The 15,728-nt window shown below is 41.0% G+C and carries 17 protein-coding genes and 2 pseudogenes; 7 read left to right on the forward strand and 12 right to left on the reverse strand.

Going from position 1 to position 15,728, the window contains the following annotated elements:
- Positions 1–25 precede the first annotated feature (25 nt).
- Positions 26–226, forward strand: coding sequence for a hypothetical protein (locus tag F6K63_RS11695; RefSeq protein ID WP_083373691.1), 201 nt, complete (start codon positions 26–28; stop codon positions 224–226).
- Between the two features lie 195 nt (positions 227–421).
- On the opposite strand, the gene F6K63_RS11700 is transcribed toward F6K63_RS11695, so the two are convergent.
- The 6 genes from F6K63_RS11700 to F6K63_RS11720 all read right to left on the reverse strand — a co-directional run bounded on the left by F6K63_RS11700 (position 422) and on the right by F6K63_RS11720 (position 5,089).
- Positions 422–2,203 (reverse strand): ABC1 kinase family protein, encoded by a 1,782-nt coding sequence (locus F6K63_RS11700; protein WP_287250960.1) that lies wholly within the window; start codon positions 2,201–2,203, stop codon positions 422–424.
- A 349-nt stretch (positions 2,204–2,552) separates the two neighbouring features.
- On the reverse strand, positions 2,553–2,792 hold the full coding sequence (locus F6K63_RS11705) for a hypothetical protein (RefSeq protein ID WP_008180463.1): 240 nt from the start codon (positions 2,790–2,792) through the stop codon (positions 2,553–2,555).
- A 43-nt stretch (positions 2,793–2,835) separates the two neighbouring features.
- A complete protein-coding gene (locus tag F6K63_RS11710) occupies positions 2,836–2,961 on the reverse strand; it encodes a hypothetical protein (RefSeq protein ID WP_267871993.1) in 126 nt (41 codons plus the stop codon).
- Positions 2,949–3,365, reverse strand: coding sequence for a helix-turn-helix domain-containing protein (locus tag F6K63_RS11715; RefSeq protein WP_008180461.1), 417 nt, complete (start codon positions 3,363–3,365; stop codon positions 2,949–2,951). The genes F6K63_RS11710 and F6K63_RS11715 overlap by 13 nt, the downstream gene beginning before the upstream one ends.
- Positions 3,366–3,900: 535 nt before the next feature.
- Positions 3,901–4,239, reverse strand: a complete 339-nt coding sequence (locus tag F6K63_RS37195) for an ISAs1 family transposase (protein ID WP_008180458.1) — start codon at positions 4,237–4,239, stop codon at positions 3,901–3,903.
- Positions 4,208–5,089, reverse strand: a complete 882-nt coding sequence (locus tag F6K63_RS11720) for an ISAs1 family transposase (RefSeq protein ID WP_353813008.1) — start codon at positions 5,087–5,089, stop codon at positions 4,208–4,210. Before F6K63_RS11720 ends, F6K63_RS37195 begins: the two co-directional genes overlap by 32 nt.
- 481 nt (positions 5,090–5,570) lie before the next feature.
- Between F6K63_RS11720 and F6K63_RS37775 the strand changes: the two genes are divergently transcribed.
- The 3 genes and pseudogenes from F6K63_RS37775 to F6K63_RS11730 form a co-directional block, all read left to right on the forward strand.
- Positions 5,571–5,759, forward strand: coding sequence for an IS1/IS1595 family N-terminal zinc-binding domain-containing protein (locus F6K63_RS37775; protein ID WP_438941757.1), 189 nt, complete (start codon positions 5,571–5,573; stop codon positions 5,757–5,759).
- 345 nt (positions 5,760–6,104) lie between these two features.
- Complete coding sequence (locus F6K63_RS11725) at positions 6,105–6,227, forward strand: hypothetical protein (protein ID WP_267871994.1); 123 nt, start codon at positions 6,105–6,107, stop codon at positions 6,225–6,227.
- A pseudogene (locus F6K63_RS11730) lies at positions 6,221–6,480 on the forward strand (IS1 family transposase); the annotation flags it as partial. The gene F6K63_RS11725 and the pseudogene F6K63_RS11730, both read left to right, overlap by 7 nt.
- 60 nt (positions 6,481–6,540) lie before the next feature.
- On the opposite strand, the gene F6K63_RS11735 reads toward F6K63_RS11730, so the two are convergent.
- Positions 6,541–6,678: a hypothetical protein gene (locus tag F6K63_RS11735; protein WP_287312191.1), complete on the reverse strand. Its 138-nt coding sequence runs from the start codon at positions 6,676–6,678 to the stop codon at positions 6,541–6,543.
- A 15-nt stretch (positions 6,679–6,693) separates the two neighbouring features.
- On the opposite strand from F6K63_RS11735, the gene F6K63_RS11740 reads away from it, so the two are divergent.
- Positions 6,694–7,242 (forward strand): hypothetical protein, encoded by a 549-nt coding sequence (locus tag F6K63_RS11740; protein ID WP_287295826.1) that lies wholly within the window; start codon positions 6,694–6,696, stop codon positions 7,240–7,242.
- On the opposite strand, the pseudogene F6K63_RS11745 reads toward F6K63_RS11740, so the two are convergent.
- Positions 7,225–7,557 (reverse strand): annotated as a pseudogene (locus tag F6K63_RS11745) (transposase); the annotation flags it as partial. The gene F6K63_RS11740 and the pseudogene F6K63_RS11745 sit on opposite strands and share 18 nt — an antisense overlap.
- Before the next feature lie 905 nt (positions 7,558–8,462).
- Here F6K63_RS11745 and F6K63_RS11750 point away from each other — a divergent pair.
- A complete protein-coding gene (locus F6K63_RS11750) occupies positions 8,463–8,708 on the forward strand; it encodes an endo-1,4-beta-xylanase (protein WP_287312310.1) in 246 nt (81 codons plus the stop codon).
- 82 nt (positions 8,709–8,790) lie between these two features.
- Positions 8,791–9,366: a Uma2 family endonuclease gene (locus tag F6K63_RS11755; RefSeq protein ID WP_287312192.1), complete on the forward strand. Its 576-nt coding sequence runs from the start codon at positions 8,791–8,793 to the stop codon at positions 9,364–9,366.
- A 244-nt stretch (positions 9,367–9,610) separates the two neighbouring features.
- Here F6K63_RS11755 and F6K63_RS11760 read toward each other — a convergent pair whose 3' ends face one another.
- The 4 genes from F6K63_RS11760 to F6K63_RS11775 all read right to left on the reverse strand — a co-directional run bounded on the left by F6K63_RS11760 (position 9,611) and on the right by F6K63_RS11775 (position 15,724).
- Positions 9,611–10,921 carry a YeiH family protein gene (locus F6K63_RS11760; RefSeq protein ID WP_287312194.1) on the reverse strand — a complete coding sequence of 437 codons (1,311 nt, stop codon included), beginning with the start codon at positions 10,919–10,921 and terminating at the stop codon, positions 9,611–9,613.
- 516 nt (positions 10,922–11,437) lie between these two features.
- Positions 11,438–11,626, reverse strand: a complete 189-nt coding sequence (locus F6K63_RS11765; protein WP_131826974.1) for a hypothetical protein — start codon at positions 11,624–11,626, stop codon at positions 11,438–11,440.
- 915 nt (positions 11,627–12,541) lie between these two features.
- On the reverse strand, positions 12,542–13,231 hold the full coding sequence (locus tag F6K63_RS11770; RefSeq protein ID WP_287251141.1) for a hypothetical protein: 690 nt from the start codon (positions 13,229–13,231) through the stop codon (positions 12,542–12,544).
- A 60-nt stretch (positions 13,232–13,291) separates the two neighbouring features.
- Positions 13,292–15,724 carry a CHASE2 domain-containing protein gene (locus F6K63_RS11775; protein WP_287312196.1) on the reverse strand — a complete coding sequence of 811 codons (2,433 nt, stop codon included), beginning with the start codon at positions 15,722–15,724 and terminating at the stop codon, positions 13,292–13,294.
- Positions 15,725–15,728 lie beyond the last annotated feature (4 nt).

The following is a 15,728-nucleotide window of genomic DNA, read 5'->3' on the forward strand; positions in this document are numbered from 1 at the left end:
ACGCTTTAGGCTTTGCCGACGCTGCTTGAGGTGCGAACGCACTACGGGCATCTTTCCGATTGAGTTGCAGCAAGAACTGCTGCGGGAACTGGGTGCCATTGAAGTAGGAGTGGGAACTTTGGTCGCTACCAATGCCAGAATGGCAGAAGCGGTCAAAGGTAGCGTTGACCGCTTGCGGGAATGGGTGAAAGGACAGCTAATGGTGCATGTAGATGAATCTCCTTGAGGTGCTTTTGAATAAAATAAGCACCTCAAGCAGCGTGAGCCTTAGGCTGACTGCTGACGGCTGATGGCTGAATGCTTACAAGCCAAAGGCCGAACAATCAAGGTATTCGGTGCATTCATTGGGGACGAAGCCTTTCATCCCCTAATAACTTGATGACGCCAGACCTGAATCCTTACATTTTAACTACCCCCTTACCTATTGAGGAAAGTCTTTACGCTCCAGAATTTTTGCTCCCGCAAGCAGTGTTCTAGCACTGAGGCCAATCAGTATAAAAATACCAATCCATTCCAGATATGGAAGATGGGGAATTTGTTGAACAAACTCGTCAGCCCATTGAGTATGAATAGGTTCAATCGCCTTAAAATAATGTTGATAAAGGAAACTATAAACTACAACTGCTTCAGTTATTAGGAGTAAATATGCGAGAGAACGCAAACCTACTACCAGTAACAGTGCAAAAATATTACTGGTTAACTCAAATGCGATGGTTCGTTGTCGCAACTCAGGTAAAATCAGGTTATTGTACTCGCTAATAGTGTCAAAGAACTGGTTAATCGAAGTTCTAATACTTTTTGGCTCTAAACTTTGTTTGAGAGCACGTCGATCTGCCTGGCGATTATATTTTCTAGATGTCTTGAAGAAATCAAAGTCAGGTAATAGGTACTGCATTGTACCATCTAGAGTTAAAAAAGATCGAGTCACTTTGAGAAAAGTCCAATTATTTGGGATACCATATCTGGCAATCACTTTAGATAATTCAGCCGTTGCCCCACCAAAAGACTTTTCTTTATACTCTATCCCTTTAAGTTGGGCTTTGGAGGACCAAAAATCTATAGCACGCGACATCTCTGCCCTGACTCTAGGTATATTAACTCTGGGAATATCAACAGCCAACCGCAAGATATAATCACTCGCTTTGCCAAAATCTCCATTTGTCAATGCATTCGTATACTCATTATAAGTTTCCCTCAAATCTCTATCCAGGGATCCCACGCTACCCATGTCAATGAATGCGACTTTGCTCCGACGCAATAAAATAATATTGCCTGGATGTAGATCTCCATGGTACAAGTTATCTTCAAATACTTGTCGAAGCAATGAAATAAACATCTTTTCACCTACTTTTTCAGTATCACAGTCATTTTCATCCTCCCATTGAGAGGCTCTGACGGGATCCCTAGCAAATACTTTAATATAATCAGAGGCAAGAACCCCATCGATATATTCCATAACTAAAACTCGACGTTTAGAATATTTGTCATAAATCTTTGGAACATATATTTTATGGGATTTTAGTGTTTTTCTCATCTTACGAGTATTAGATGCTTCATAGCGATAATCTAATTCCTCATTAAAAATTTTCTCTAACTCCGATACTGCTTCATCTAAACGTAGGTAACTCAAAACATTAAAAGCAATTAACAGTTTGGCAATGACTTTAATTAAATCCAAATCTCGCTTGAACGCTTCTTCTAGATTTGGACGTTGAATTTTAACGACTACCGGAACATTTTTTCTTTTCCTTCGCAACGTTGCTCGATGAACCTGACCAATTGATGCAGCTGCCAAAGGAGTCTCATCAAAATCTTCAAATATTTTTTCTAGGGGTGCTCCTAGCTCTGACTCAATTGTTGATCTAACTAAAGCCATAGGAAATCCAATGGCTTCAAACTGAAGACGTAATAACTGCTCACAAACCTCTTCTGGGAAAAGATCGGTCCGCAATGCTAACAACTGACCCGTTTTTACCCAGAAGCCTCCCAAATCTTGAAAGATATCACGCAGCTCGTTCGCAGTCTTTTGTATGTCTGGCTTATTTGTAATTCTGCGACGTTGTATACCTAAATAGTAAATAATAAATCGTTGGATAATGTAGATAGCAGGAAAACGACGAATTTTAAAGTTTTCAGCTATTTTAACTTTTTTTCGTTGTTTGTTATCAATAATAGGAGTAGGAATATCTTTTTTATTTATCATATAGCAGGCAAAAATAAATTTCAATAATAATCATTGATCTCTGGTAGTCCTCCTATCATGAAATCCTGAATGTAGCCTGATCAAAAACTAGTTTTAGGCAGTCCACGATAGTTTCGCTACTGAAACTGTTACTCTTTAAAAAGTACTGCAGTGCATCTTGGATGAGTTTGCGGTATTGGCAGACATAAATAAAGAAACTGATCAACATCAAAATAATTACCAACGATATAATAATATCAATTTTTCCTTGAAGGAGATTCAGAAAATTACAAAGTTCAAAGTTCAAAAAAAAACATAACCTGGTGCAAAAATATGTGCCTAGTGCTGTTGATACCATTATATACCAATCCTAAATGATATCAGAGAAAGCCTCATAAGTACTTAAATCAGGCATAGTGAATAAATGATACTCAATAAATAATTCAAAGAGTTTATTTGTAATGGTGAAAGAGCGACACCATAGATGGATATGGCGTAAAAGTTGCTTGATATGCCCCCAAATATTTTCAATGGGATTTTCTCCTGGTGCATAGGGAGCAAATCTGAGACAGTGAACTTCCTTTTGCTCACTATTCCTTTTGCTCACCATGATTAACTAATGTCTTGATCATGGGTGAGGAACCAATCGGCGATCATCTGGTTTTGTTCCTCCACCACAGAGCTATTTTATCTGGGACTTTGTCTTGATGCAATAGCGAGTGGGGGAAACCCCCAAGACCGTAATGGTGCGTTTTCCGTAGGCGAATTAAATTCGCCACGGGTCGCACCTCTGCATCGCTTTTTTACCTTTATGCCAACTCATCCCAGCTTTTTTGAGTAATTCGTAATAGCTTTGTAATGAGCAATACACTACACCATAACTCTGTTCGATGTAGTCCATTACCTCCCATACAGTTGTTTGGGTTTTAGATTTAATCCGCTGGATTACTTCTGTTGACTGTGAGTGCTTTAAATATCCTAAACTCTCTTTATAGGCTAGTTCTAAACCTTTCACTCCTTGCTCACGATTGCGACGTTCCCAACGACTTATATAGCTTGACTGAACTCCCAATACTGGTTGAATTTCCCGATGCTTGAGACCTTGAAGGCGCATCTTCATCGCTATTGCTCGTTTGAGTTCTATGGGATCCCGATTACTGGCCATTAATTCTTCCAGGGTCATAATATTAATATATATTCATTACACCAATACACTTTAAATTATAACCCATTACAGCACTCTTTTCTCCAAATTCATTTAGGATTGGTATAGTCCAGCTCAAAGTCTCGGAAGAATCTTTGTAGCAGTTTGTAGTTCGATGCTGTTTTTGCTGTACCCATAAACCCCAGGGTAATCGCAGCTAAATTAAGTCTTCCTAGATATAGCATTATTTGAGCTTGTTAGGACTAGAAAATGGTGAAGTGGTCGGACCGGTGCCCTCAAAAATGTCCTAACTTATGGGCAAGGGTGCTATATCCCAAACCCAGAGTCAATTTTCACACCTTTGATTTATAGCAGAAGTCATTTGTCAGAAGTCATTTGTCAGAAGTCAAACTCTTGCGCTTACAAAGGGTGTGAGACTTTTGTCATGTCCTAACTGCCCTGGCGACTGCTATAAATTTATGACTGGCTTCAAGGGTGATTAATATAGGCCGTAATGAACTTGATCAGGCTTTCCTCCTTTGTCTTCTGAAGGAGTAACAATTTCTGGGAGTCTCTAGACAACATCATGCCCCAACAAAACACTCAGAGCATAGTCATTATCTAACGCAGCACTATAGCGTTTCATCGCCAGACTCTGTTTTGAGGGTTCTTGGTTGAGTAAATTGATACACAAGTGGTGTAATACAGCCATATTCTCAGGCCCATGTCCAGTGCGAATCCGACTAGCATCTTGATGGAAGGTCATATCAAGCACCCAATGCAAGCTATTTTCAATGCCCCAGTGAGAGCGAATCGCTTCGGCCAAGACTAAGGCCGAAGCTCCTAAACTGGTTATGTAGTAACAGATCTGTGTGGTTGTTTTATTCCACAGTTGTCGCTCTCGTTTGACCATGACTACTGTCGTGAAACTTTTCCACTGTTGGGCACCCCAAAACCGCTGGACATTGGTTGATGGACACTGCCCAAACCTGACGATGTTCGATGGGATGATGCCCTGCCTCTGTGGTCTCGGTGTAGCTGTAGTCTATTCCTTGCCAATCGAAGGCTTGAGCTTGCTTGAAAAAGGCTTTGACATCCTTGTAAAGATTGTCCTGATTACCCTTGAGCATCAGAACATAGTCCCCACCCTGTGACACAATTTGGGCAGCTATCTTCTTTTGTGCTCCCATCGCATCAATAGTGATAATTGCTCCAGTTAGATCTAGCAACTGTAATAGTTCCGGGATAGCTGTAATCTCATTGGACTTCTGCTCCACTGCTTGTTGGGCTAACACCAGATGATGCTCACTCGCCCATGCAGTGATGGTGTGTAAGGCTGTGATTCCCTGATTTCGGTCATAGGAACCTCTCGAGGTCTTACCATCAATGCTGATCAGGTTGATGGCAAGCTTTCTACTCAAGTGACTAACCCACGATAAAAAACATTCACGCATCTGCTGTGGGTCGATCTGAGCCAAGACTCTTGAAAACGTCTCATGGGAAGGAATCCCATAGGGTAACTCCAAAAAGGTCTCTAACCACTTCTGCTTGCGTTTGCCATAAGTCTCTATTGCTACCATGCTATCCGAGCCGCTTATGACTGCCAGTATCGTTATTGTCAGGATATCAATGAGTAGATGTTGAGGTTGACGTTTCGTTCGTGGGTCATCCAAGCCAATGAATTCTTCCATAATGCTTCCCTTGAGCTTTTTGGTGGTGGCGCAAGGCCAGGAAGAAGTAATCGGAGCAAAACCTTGGGACATCAAGATTGGCCTCGTTCAAAGGGTTCTCCTCTAATCTCCTGGATTTCCTTGTTGTTGTCTAGACTCAAAATCGGGTTCTTCGGAACTTAGTCTGTAAAAGATCGCTCAAACCTATGCTGCGCGGTGTTTTAGGCTAAAACTGCTCAAAACTGACTTCAAATCTCGCCATCCATTACCAGATTAGGGCTACAGGGTTTTATCCAGCACACCAGGTTCGGAAGAACCCAAAATCGAGAGCTACTCACTCGGTTCAAGTCAAGTACATTTTATTCAAAATAGGGTGGTGATAAACATGTAGTGATACAACATTTACTTTAGCCTAAATAAGACATTTGTTAATCAAAAATAGAGTCAGTTGACTGTAAATTTATTAGCAATACTTATATAATCTATTATAAATATTGATTGAATAAATCTTATGAAACTGCTATTTTTTTATTAGTAATAAAATGCTTTTTTGATCAACAATTCCTGGTAAACAATGAATGCAAAACCTGATTTAATAACCCGACCTAATTGCCCTTACTGCAATTGTGAGCGAACAGTTAAAAATGGCAGCACTCATCATAAAAAGCCAAAATACCTGTGTAAAAACTGTAAGAAGCAGTTTATAAAAAATCCGACAAAAAAGCCGATACCCTTGTCGAAAAAAAATAAAGATAATAGATGACCTCTTGCTTGAAAAAATATCTTTAGCTGGCATTGCACGATCAGTTGGAGTTTCAAAAACATGGCTCCAAAATTATGTTAATAAAAAATATGCCGAAACTCCCCGAAAAATCAAGGTGTCCGAAAAACCATGCATGTAAAATTACCATAGAATGTGATGAAATGTGGTCTTTTGTTAATAATAAAGATAATCAGCATTTGAAGTTACCGTAAGAGAGTGGTTTGAAGTTACCGTAAGAATAAAGGAGCCTTTCTGGTTGCTCGGCTATACATAAAAGGGTTAAAACTTATTGATTAAGGCTCCTTTATTCTAAGGTTTCATCTCCGGCCTTTATAGGGACAGGTTATGGGTAAGAGTTTTAAGTTATATGAAATAAGGCGACCCTCTCTAAGGTTTCGTCTCCAATGGATTTGGTTGGCAATTGATGGCCGTTGGCCACGCTACGCGAACAAAAAACTAGAGAAATAATTGGAGTTTATATTGGTGATCGTACTCGATACTCGGCAAAAAAATTATGGCAGTCTTTCCCTCCAGCTGACAATGTGCTGTGTGTTATACAGATTTTTGGGAAGCTTATAAAACAGTAATACCACAAAAACGTCACAAACCAGTAGCAAAAAAAACTGCTAAAACTAATCATATTGAAAGATTAAATAATACCTTAAGACAAAGGATTAGTCGTCTGGTAAGAAAAACTTTGTCATTTTCAAAAAAATTATAAAATCACTTAGGAGCTATTTGGAATTTTATTCATCACTATAATCAATGTTTGTCGGTTTGATTAGGCCATCACTACATGTTTATCACTACCAAACTTTCCTTGTTTTCTCAGTTTTGTTAATTGATCATAATCAATTCCTAATAATACTTTGGTTTGTTTAGGATGTTTTTGAATATAATCCCAAGTATAATTACTCATTGTTTCCGCTTATCTATGGATATTTACGTCCATTATACTCTATTTTTAGAATTTTATAGTATTATGGAGATGTATAATAAGTTAGTGAAAGTACTTCAAAAGATAAAGCCCGTGGTTGCTGGAACGGGTGCGCAGACCAAGTACAACCGGACTAAGCTGGGCTTTCCTAAGGAGCATTGGATTGATGCCGCCTGTGTCGGAGATATTGAAGCCTTGCAGTTAAGGACAAACCAACCACTGTTAGTAACTTGTTTTGGCCAAGGAGGTAGGCAAAAAGCAGCACTCAACAAGTATGGCTATCCCATCAGACACAACCCATTAAAGCCGATTGGCCGTAGGCCACGCTGCGCGAACAAAGGTTGGTGTAGTGGAGATATAGCCAAAAACCTCCTGACTGGGGAGTTCGGAAGAGTTAACCCCAGAAGCAAAAGTAACTCTTTCAATTACACAGTCCCGGGGAAAAAGGCAATAAGCTTGCACGTCAAAAACCTGATAAGAGTCCACAGAAAAGATGGATACACTTACAGCTTTTGCGAGCAAATACCAGAAATTACCTGGGAATAGTCGTCCTACCGTTGACAGACTAAATCCCCTGGCTAATTTGGTTTGAGTACATTTGTTCATCACCTCTAAACGACGTCCATTTATTTGCTCTGCCTCCCAAGGTGCTTCGGTCAGAAAATGGTGTATTCTGTGGTAAGTTACCTCTACGGAGTCTCTCGCTATCTGAGATAGATTTTTTCGTTGACTTTCTCCCAATAATCCCTCTATGTAGTTTCCTTACTCTCTTTTCTTCGGCTAATTCCTCAATAAATCATCGAACTTACACTCACCTTTGTTAAAACAGGGAGGCATTGCTGCTGGGGTTGTTTCTTTCATGGGGGCGTACCCTTAAGCATAACGACGTTAAAACTATGTAAAATCTGTAGTATACCCTACCTTTCGTTTTCCAGGCGAAAGCGTGTCTTCCTAACCGTTTTAGCTGTCGAGTGCAGGTGAGTGGAAATCTGTTCAACATAAAGCGCCTTGATGACTTAAATGAACCGCTTCTGCTCGATCGCGTAGCGTGGCCTACGGCCAATCTTTGACTCGTTAACTGACGGTGGTGGCCCTCCTCAACTCCGGTGAGCGTTCTTTCTTCTTCTTGGGTGAGAAACACTCTCAGTCTGGCTCCCATACCTCTGACTCCTTTCTTCGGCAACACTTTATAATTTGTAACATACCTCCTTTTTTCTGGCACGACCTACTTATGAAATGATGCACTTTCCCTACTCACGCTGGGGGGGTGACATACAAGCTTAAATCCTTACTGGATAATAATTTCAGCCCATAAGTTACTTCAGGTGCGCTTGACCGTGGCGAATTTAATTCGCCACGGTCAAGCGCACCTAAAATATACATTCTGTTTTGGGCTGACTTTGGACGTAGTTATAAGGGTTTGAGCTTGCCATTAAGCGATGCAGCTTCGGAACAGGGGAGGCAGCGCGGTCTTGGGGGTTCCCCCCATGAGCGACTGCCGTGGTTTCCCCCACTCGCGCTTTGCNCTGCCGACTATAAAGGCTCCACTCTACTTACGGTAACTTCAAGCCCTCCGGGCATTACTACTTTCAGGTCGGTAAGTTACGGGTCTCTCTCCCGGCTCAGCCTGCGGTTTCTCAGCCTGTACCCTATACTTTAATTACACCCTAGCGCCAATGTATTGTCAACTCGGCGACTCAAGTCGCTACGGTCTTTCATCCCCGGTTTAAAAACACGGGGCTTTCAGCCTTAGGAGTTCCGTAAAAATTCATGATGATAGTGGCACACCAGAAGAACGGGTGGCTGCTCAGACAAAGGTATATCAAGATATCCTGCAAGTTTGTCTAGAGGCTCCCAATTGTACAGCGTTCTTAACTTGGGAATTTGCAGATCATCATTCCTGGATTCCCGATTTCTTTGGTAAACCAGATTCCCCTCTACCTTTCGATAACTCCTATCGTCGTAAAGCTGCTTATCACGCGATGGTGGAGGTTTTAAAAGTTGATGCTTAAATAGTCAAAAATAAAAGTAAAAATAGCTTAAATTGTACTTGTTATTTCATAAAAATATTCTATAATTTTGGAGGTAATTAACATGGTATATTTACCTAATACCCTCGAATTAACTATTAATTTAAGTGACGAACAATTTTTTCAGATTTGTCAAGATAACAGGGATTTAAGATTTGAGCGCACCTCTGAAGGAGATTTAATCATCATATCACCTACCGGAGGAAATACAGGTAGACGAAATATTAAACTATCGACTCAACTAGAATTGTGGAGCAGTCAAATGAAACTTGGTGTTGCATTTGACTCTAATACAGGATTTCAACTGCCTAATGGAGCAAATCGTTCTCCTGATGCGTCTTGGGTTAAACGAGAGCGTTGGGAAGGGTTAACATCAGAAGAACAGGATAAATTTGTTCCTTTATGTCCTGATTTTGTGATCGAATTGCGTTCTCCCAGTGATTCCCTGAAAATGGTGCAAGCTAAAGTCCGAGAATATATGGAAAATGGCGCTAGATTAGGATGGTTAATTGATCCCCAAAATAAGGTTGTGGAAATCTATCGTCCCAATCAAGAGGTAGAAATTATCCAATCTCCGAAAACCTTATCAGGAGAAGATGTTTTGCCTGGATTTACTTTAGATTTATCAGAAATTATATGATATATTATGCTATCAATAACAGTTATCAATTGGTTTGCTAACTGCTATAGTTGAATAAGCTAATCTTGAGATAGTATCTCTACATCTGTCCAGAAAATTACTGAAGCATCACTCTCGTTTTCGTAGATATCCTGTACGCTCGAACCCAAATAACCACTTACTATCAAGCTATTCAATAACCACAGTAGTAGCGGAAGTGTACAAATACTAATCAAAAAGATTAGGGATTTTCGGAGAGTGTTTATCACTGTCCTAACTCCGGTATAGGAAAAATAATTCCGCTTAACATTAGCCAAGCTATAGCCAAAGTCAGGACAATGTTAAAACTCTGCCCTACCAAATAAAAAATCATGGGTTTACCACCCTGAAGTTGTGTTCCTAAATCCCGAAAGTTCGAGTCTAGACCAATGGACAAAAATGCGATACAAAATAGCCAGCCACGATAGATCTTGGTTTGACTAAGAATGTTTTTAACTGTATCCATCCCCATCAAGGGAATACAAACAAAGGATACTAACAGAGAAGCAGCTATAAAACCTAAGATAAACTTGGGCAAACGTACCCATAATTCCCTCAGTTGTGGTTTAGGAGCATTTGGCTCGCGCTCTATAAAAAACACCCAAAATAAAGCGATCGCAAAAGCTATCACTCCGATCAGCATATTTTGAATCATCTTAACTAAAGCAGCAGCTTGACCAGCGATTTCCCCTACTGTTTCACCAGCAGCGACAACTGCGCCAGTAGAATCAATGGTTCCCCCCAGCCATGCACCACTGACTAATTCATTCATACCTACAGCCTTGACAAACAAGGGCATGATCACCATCATGGCAACAGTAAAAATGAGAGTCATCCCTACAGCTAAAGTCAACTCGTTTTTCTTAGCCTTACAGGCTGCTGCTGCTGCAATAGCGGCTGATACACCACACACTGATGTGGATGTGGCGACTACCATCACCAGTGATTTCTGCTGCATTTTCAGAACCCGAGTACCAAACAGATACATAAATATGATCACAATAGGCGTAACCAGCCAAGCGGACGCTAAACCATAGGGTCCGAATTCGACAATTCGGTTAAAGAGAATTTCTGCACCGAGAATCACTAAGCCAGTCTTGATGTAATATTCAGTACGCACCGCTGGCATCATCCACCTTGGTGTACCAATCGTATTACTGATGATTAGTCCAATCAACAATGCCCAGAAAGCATAGCCGAGGTTAATTGCTTTAGCGGTCTGTGAATTCCCAAGTATATAGGATAAAACTGACAAGAGAAAGATAACCAAAAAGCCTGGTATCATGTTTCTGCCTTCTTTGCCCTTCATTACCAGGTTGCCAAGGGTAAACAGAGCACATAAACCAATGGCGAGCAATGCCAGTTTAGGAAACAATTCCCAGGGGAGTGCCGATAAGAAATCTATCCCTTTCCATTTAGGCATCTTTGGCACAACGGTTATGATGCCACTAAACACCGTCCCCAATAACAGCAGACCAATCCATACAGACCACCAGTCTTCTAATTTGTAGAAGTTAGACCATTTTGTTTGACTCATTAGTAGATTTTATTTTACCCTGGAAGCCACCACCGAAATAATATCAATACATAATACCAATTCATAAAAGTAGCACGCTAAGATGCAGATGGGGAGATGGACATCTCCCCGCGCCGGGGTCTGTTTTTGTAACTATTTCCTATTCCCTGGGCACAGCGCTATAGTTTATTAACGGTGACGATTGCTCCTAGTGGTACTTTCAAAGGCTCTAGACTCGAAATCCCCTAAAAGCGAAGCAGAGCTAGGAAAATACATCGGCGCTACCAAAATGACTGAAACCCAAGGTTCATGTAGGGTGGGCAGTGCACCACAGATCATGAACCTTGCAAAGGGCGTTGGTAGGCACTGCCCAGCCTACGATTAATGACAATGGTGCAAGATCTCGGAAATACGTCGGCGCTACCAAAATGACTGAAACCCACGTGGAGCAGCGACTGCATCAAGAGAAGGAGATACTGCTGATGGACTATTACCTAGCTCTGGATCTACTTTTGAGGCTATTTAGGAGGGTTTATCTTAAAATCCCACTACAAACTGCTGGTCGAACCTGAACATAAATTCAACTCTCAACCCATTAATTCCTTCCCAGGAAATATTCCGAAACACAGGAGCAGCCTCTGCTTTATAAACGTAACATGCGATCGCAATACAAAGAGCAACACTGGTGACTGCAGTATTAACAATTTTGGCCAGTTTTTTTTTCATTTTTAGATTATCTCGACTACATTTGGTTACTACTGACTGTTCAAACAAGAATTAACTTTAATGGCTGATTAGATTGGTAGTTGATAAATTATCTAGCAACGAGAGGTTAGAACTAACAGCGCTAATATAATTCAGGAGCTCCCTCAAACCCCTCAATGAATGTTGATAACTATAGCTTCCTATGCCGTTCCAGGTTTCTGTAAAAACAATCTTGACGTTGATTAGAACGATCTTATCAGGTGTTCCGGACAACGTGCATCAAGTTATTATCAATATAATTAATGGTTTTGTTAAGAGAGCTTTAAGGAAATATGAAACTAGTTTAGGACTTAGGCAAAACTATTCAAAAAAAACTATAGCTAGTAGAACACTACAAGTCGATTTGCTGTCTAATTGTAAGCATTCAGCATTCAGCATTCAGCTATCAGCATTCAGCTATCAGCATTCAGCTATCAGCATTCAGCATTCAGCTATCAGCATTCAGCTATCAGCATTCAGCATTCAGCATTCAGCATTCAGCTATCAGCCATAGGCCAACGGCTGACGGCTGACGGCACCTCAAGTAGCGTGGCCAAAGGCCAACGGCTGACGGCTGAATGCTTACGTCTAATTCCTGTAGTTAAGACTAGGGCGTGTTTTCAAAGTTTTCCGCAAGATATTAGATCCCCCCCAGCCCCCCTTATTAAGGGGGGAGCCATACTCAAAGTCCCCCTTTTTTAAGGGGGACCAACGGGGGTACTCGGAGTTTGAAGACACGCCCTAGTCTCGTTAGACTATGAAAACTAAAAATTATGAATTGTGAAGACTGATAATACCTGATTTTGACATAACAAACTATCCTCCGATTGAGGAGCTTTGAGTCAGGAGTAATATTAATTTATTTTACAGTAATTTTTAAGATAAATTAGTCCTTGACTACTCACAAAACTCTTGATATAATTCCTCAGTATTAGTTTTCCAACTATCTAAGTCCCCAAACACCGAAATCACTCGTACCACATCTAGGAAAAGATCGCGATCAGCAAAGTAACTCGCATGCTGATCTCGAAACTGCTCAGCTGGCAATTCAGCTTGGATAATCTGATACGCTTCACCACCCATAACTTGAAAGGGAATAGTTTCGGTATCTGTAATTAGTTGTCCATTATTATCCGTTGTGTTGTACTCTACCCAGTAATAATATTCTTTACCTCGTTGAAGTGGCTGACCTTTACCATCAGCATTGTACATAACACTAGTCTGATTATCGTTTACCTGATAAGACCATAACGCTTGTCCATTGCGAGAGGAACGAACTTGAATGATATTAACACTTCCTTCCCAAGCAAATAGAGGTTGGTCACTCCAGGTGCGATAGGCAGCAATATTAGGGGAAATTGAACAAAACTCTCCATGGGTACCTGCTTCATCCTTCTTCCTACGAAAAATATCTCGGATCTTAGCCCATACAGATTGTGTTTCCTGTTTGGTTTGACTCACTGCTTTCGCTACTTGATTCCCTTGACTGGTAAACGAAGCTGCAATTGATACTGATGAGGTCGGACAACTAATACTCATCGTTCCAGTAATTAGCAGTAGATAAAAGACTCTAATTAATCGATACATAGGATTTAAATGTTAAAGGCTTGCCGGAAATTAAATTAATAATTACCAATTAATAATTAACTAAATAATATAAAACCAGAGTATAATTGATGGTAAAGCTATAGGCATTAAAAGAGAAGCTGAGATATAAGCCTGTAGTCCGATTATTCCATAGACCGCTGTAGCACCAAATAATATCAATATTGATTGCTGTCGTTCTTGAGGCTTTTGCTGGAGCAGTAGCAGCATTGTTCCTTTTCCTGACAATGCTGCTAATAGAATCATCCAGCTGTCGGGAATTAATTTTATTGTATGCTGCGATAAAAAATGGTGAACCATGTAAGCATGGGCTTCACCTCCGGTAAATACCTTGGGACAAGTATCTGGTGGCTTTCTGGTTCGATTCAGTGGATTACACCAATATTCAATAGCTAGAGGTAGAGAAAAATTATCCTCGGCTTCATCATATCCCCCAGAGGCAATGATAACCACTTGCTGCTCAATGTTAGAAAAGTCACTTTTGAGGAATTCCCAAGCAGGCTTGTGCTCATAAGCCTGTTCTGGAGGAATAGAAAAGTCAATAATATAGCGCATCCCTAACGGTAGATTCTTTGGTTTAACGGATGCGTTCGCGTAGCGTGGCCTACGGCCAATCGCATTATCCTGGCTACTGACTTGCTGAAGATACTGACTAACTTGCTGCTGAAAGTTGGTGGTACTTTCAACATTAGGATTTAATCCTATCCCGTGGTTTGGCTGTTGGTGCAACTGGTGTGATAGAGCCAGTAGATAGGCAAAAGGACATGACTTGTTGCAGGTGGCATCCTGGGGGAGTTCCATATCCCAACGGAAAAAGGTAATATCCCCTTGTAGACTCCATTTAGGGCTAGCAATTTTCGGAAAGACCTTGCGATTTTTATCCTGATTGACCCCAAAGACAAACCAGGTATCCTGTTGACTGACAGCGGATTGAATCGCACTAGCCAGTTTTTCCTCTCTCGCTTCTTGGGTATGGAGCAGATAATCAATTCCAATTACCTTAGCGCCTGAGTTCGAGAGTTGTCTGACTAATTTGCCAAGGTATTCCCGTTCCATCGGCTGGGTTTTAAAGCCTTTAATCTCCAGTTGTGCCTGATTGATTGAGTCTTGATCAATAGCAATTAACAGTACAGAGCGTGGCTTAGCCGAGGATAACCCCTCCCGAGGAAACTGGTTTGTGCTATCGCGATAGACAGCTTGAAGAAACGTTCGCCCATCTAGCAACATGTCTTGTACAGGAACCATAGCGCTAACTAAAAGCACACTAGCTAATGCGATCGCTTCTTTTGGTTTAGGTAGCCACTGCTGAAGTAGTTTCTGGTAACCCCAAGGCTCAATCCGAAATGGCTTAGCACCATAGGGACTAAAAAACGAAGGAATCAGGTAAGCTGATGGATAAACAAACTTCTCACCTACCTGTAAATTGCGACAAGCTGCCAGCATTGCTTCCTGGACATCCTGATACTGAGCTAAGCGGCTGCAAAATTCTTTGAGAAATACATGAGCAACATTATCATGAACTTCCTCCCGCATGATCACCACTTGCAATCCTAAATCAGCCAACCGATTCGCAATCTTTAGACCATTACAGGAGTTAAAGACGCACAACTGAAGTCCCTGATTTTTAGCAGTAGTTAGGTATTCCTTAATTTCACTGATAGATACCAACTGATCTGGGGCGATCGCTAATTTTCCATCCGTAACTTTTGTCTCATCACTATGACCCATAAAAAATAGAGCATCCCACCCCCTTTCATCCGTTATTTCTGCCGCCAGTGCTGCTTTAAGATTCACCCCATCTCCTTGGTGTTGCCAGTCAAAGAACTCTACTTGAGCAACTCCTTTGAGCAACTTAACAGCCTGCTTATCTTTCTCCAAATTCAGATCTGTATTATCCCCCAAAATCGCTAAAATCCGAGGTTTACCATGGCGCAGTTTATTATCTAGCGCTATTGTTTCTGCCTGAGTAGTCATCGGAATCCTGGTAATCCGAATTCTCCCACTGGGGATATCCTCTGGAAGCAACTGCCATGCTTCCCAAGGAAGCCGTGCCAATTCCACAGAATCGCAGGCTATAAAAATAGCTACTTCTCGATAGGCTTCTGCTGTCTTCTTTGACTGTGATTCCTTTCTAGCAATAGTGAAAATTTGATGTTGAATTGTTTCTCGAATAGTCTGTAATTGACCTAACCACCGTTGAAAGACATCCAGAAATATCTCTTTTGCTTCTTCTAATTCATGTCCCAAGTCATCGACTAATGGTGTGATGGCACCACTGGATAATTCTCTTGCTCGCAATTTCGGGTAAAACTGGAGGTAAAGGTATCGCCACTCCTCATAACAGTCTATTACTTTAGCTGGATAGTCCAACTTTGCGGATACTTCCTGTCCGTGATTACCCCGTAAATAAAACAGACAGGATGAATCAGCTTGCCAAACATTTAGTCTAAAACTACTTTGATGATTAGTTGTCAATCGC

It is taken from the genome of Moorena sp. SIO1G6 (genome assembly GCF_010672795.1).
Taxonomy (GTDB): domain Bacteria; phylum Cyanobacteriota; class Cyanobacteriia; order Cyanobacteriales; family Coleofasciculaceae; genus Moorena; species Moorena producens.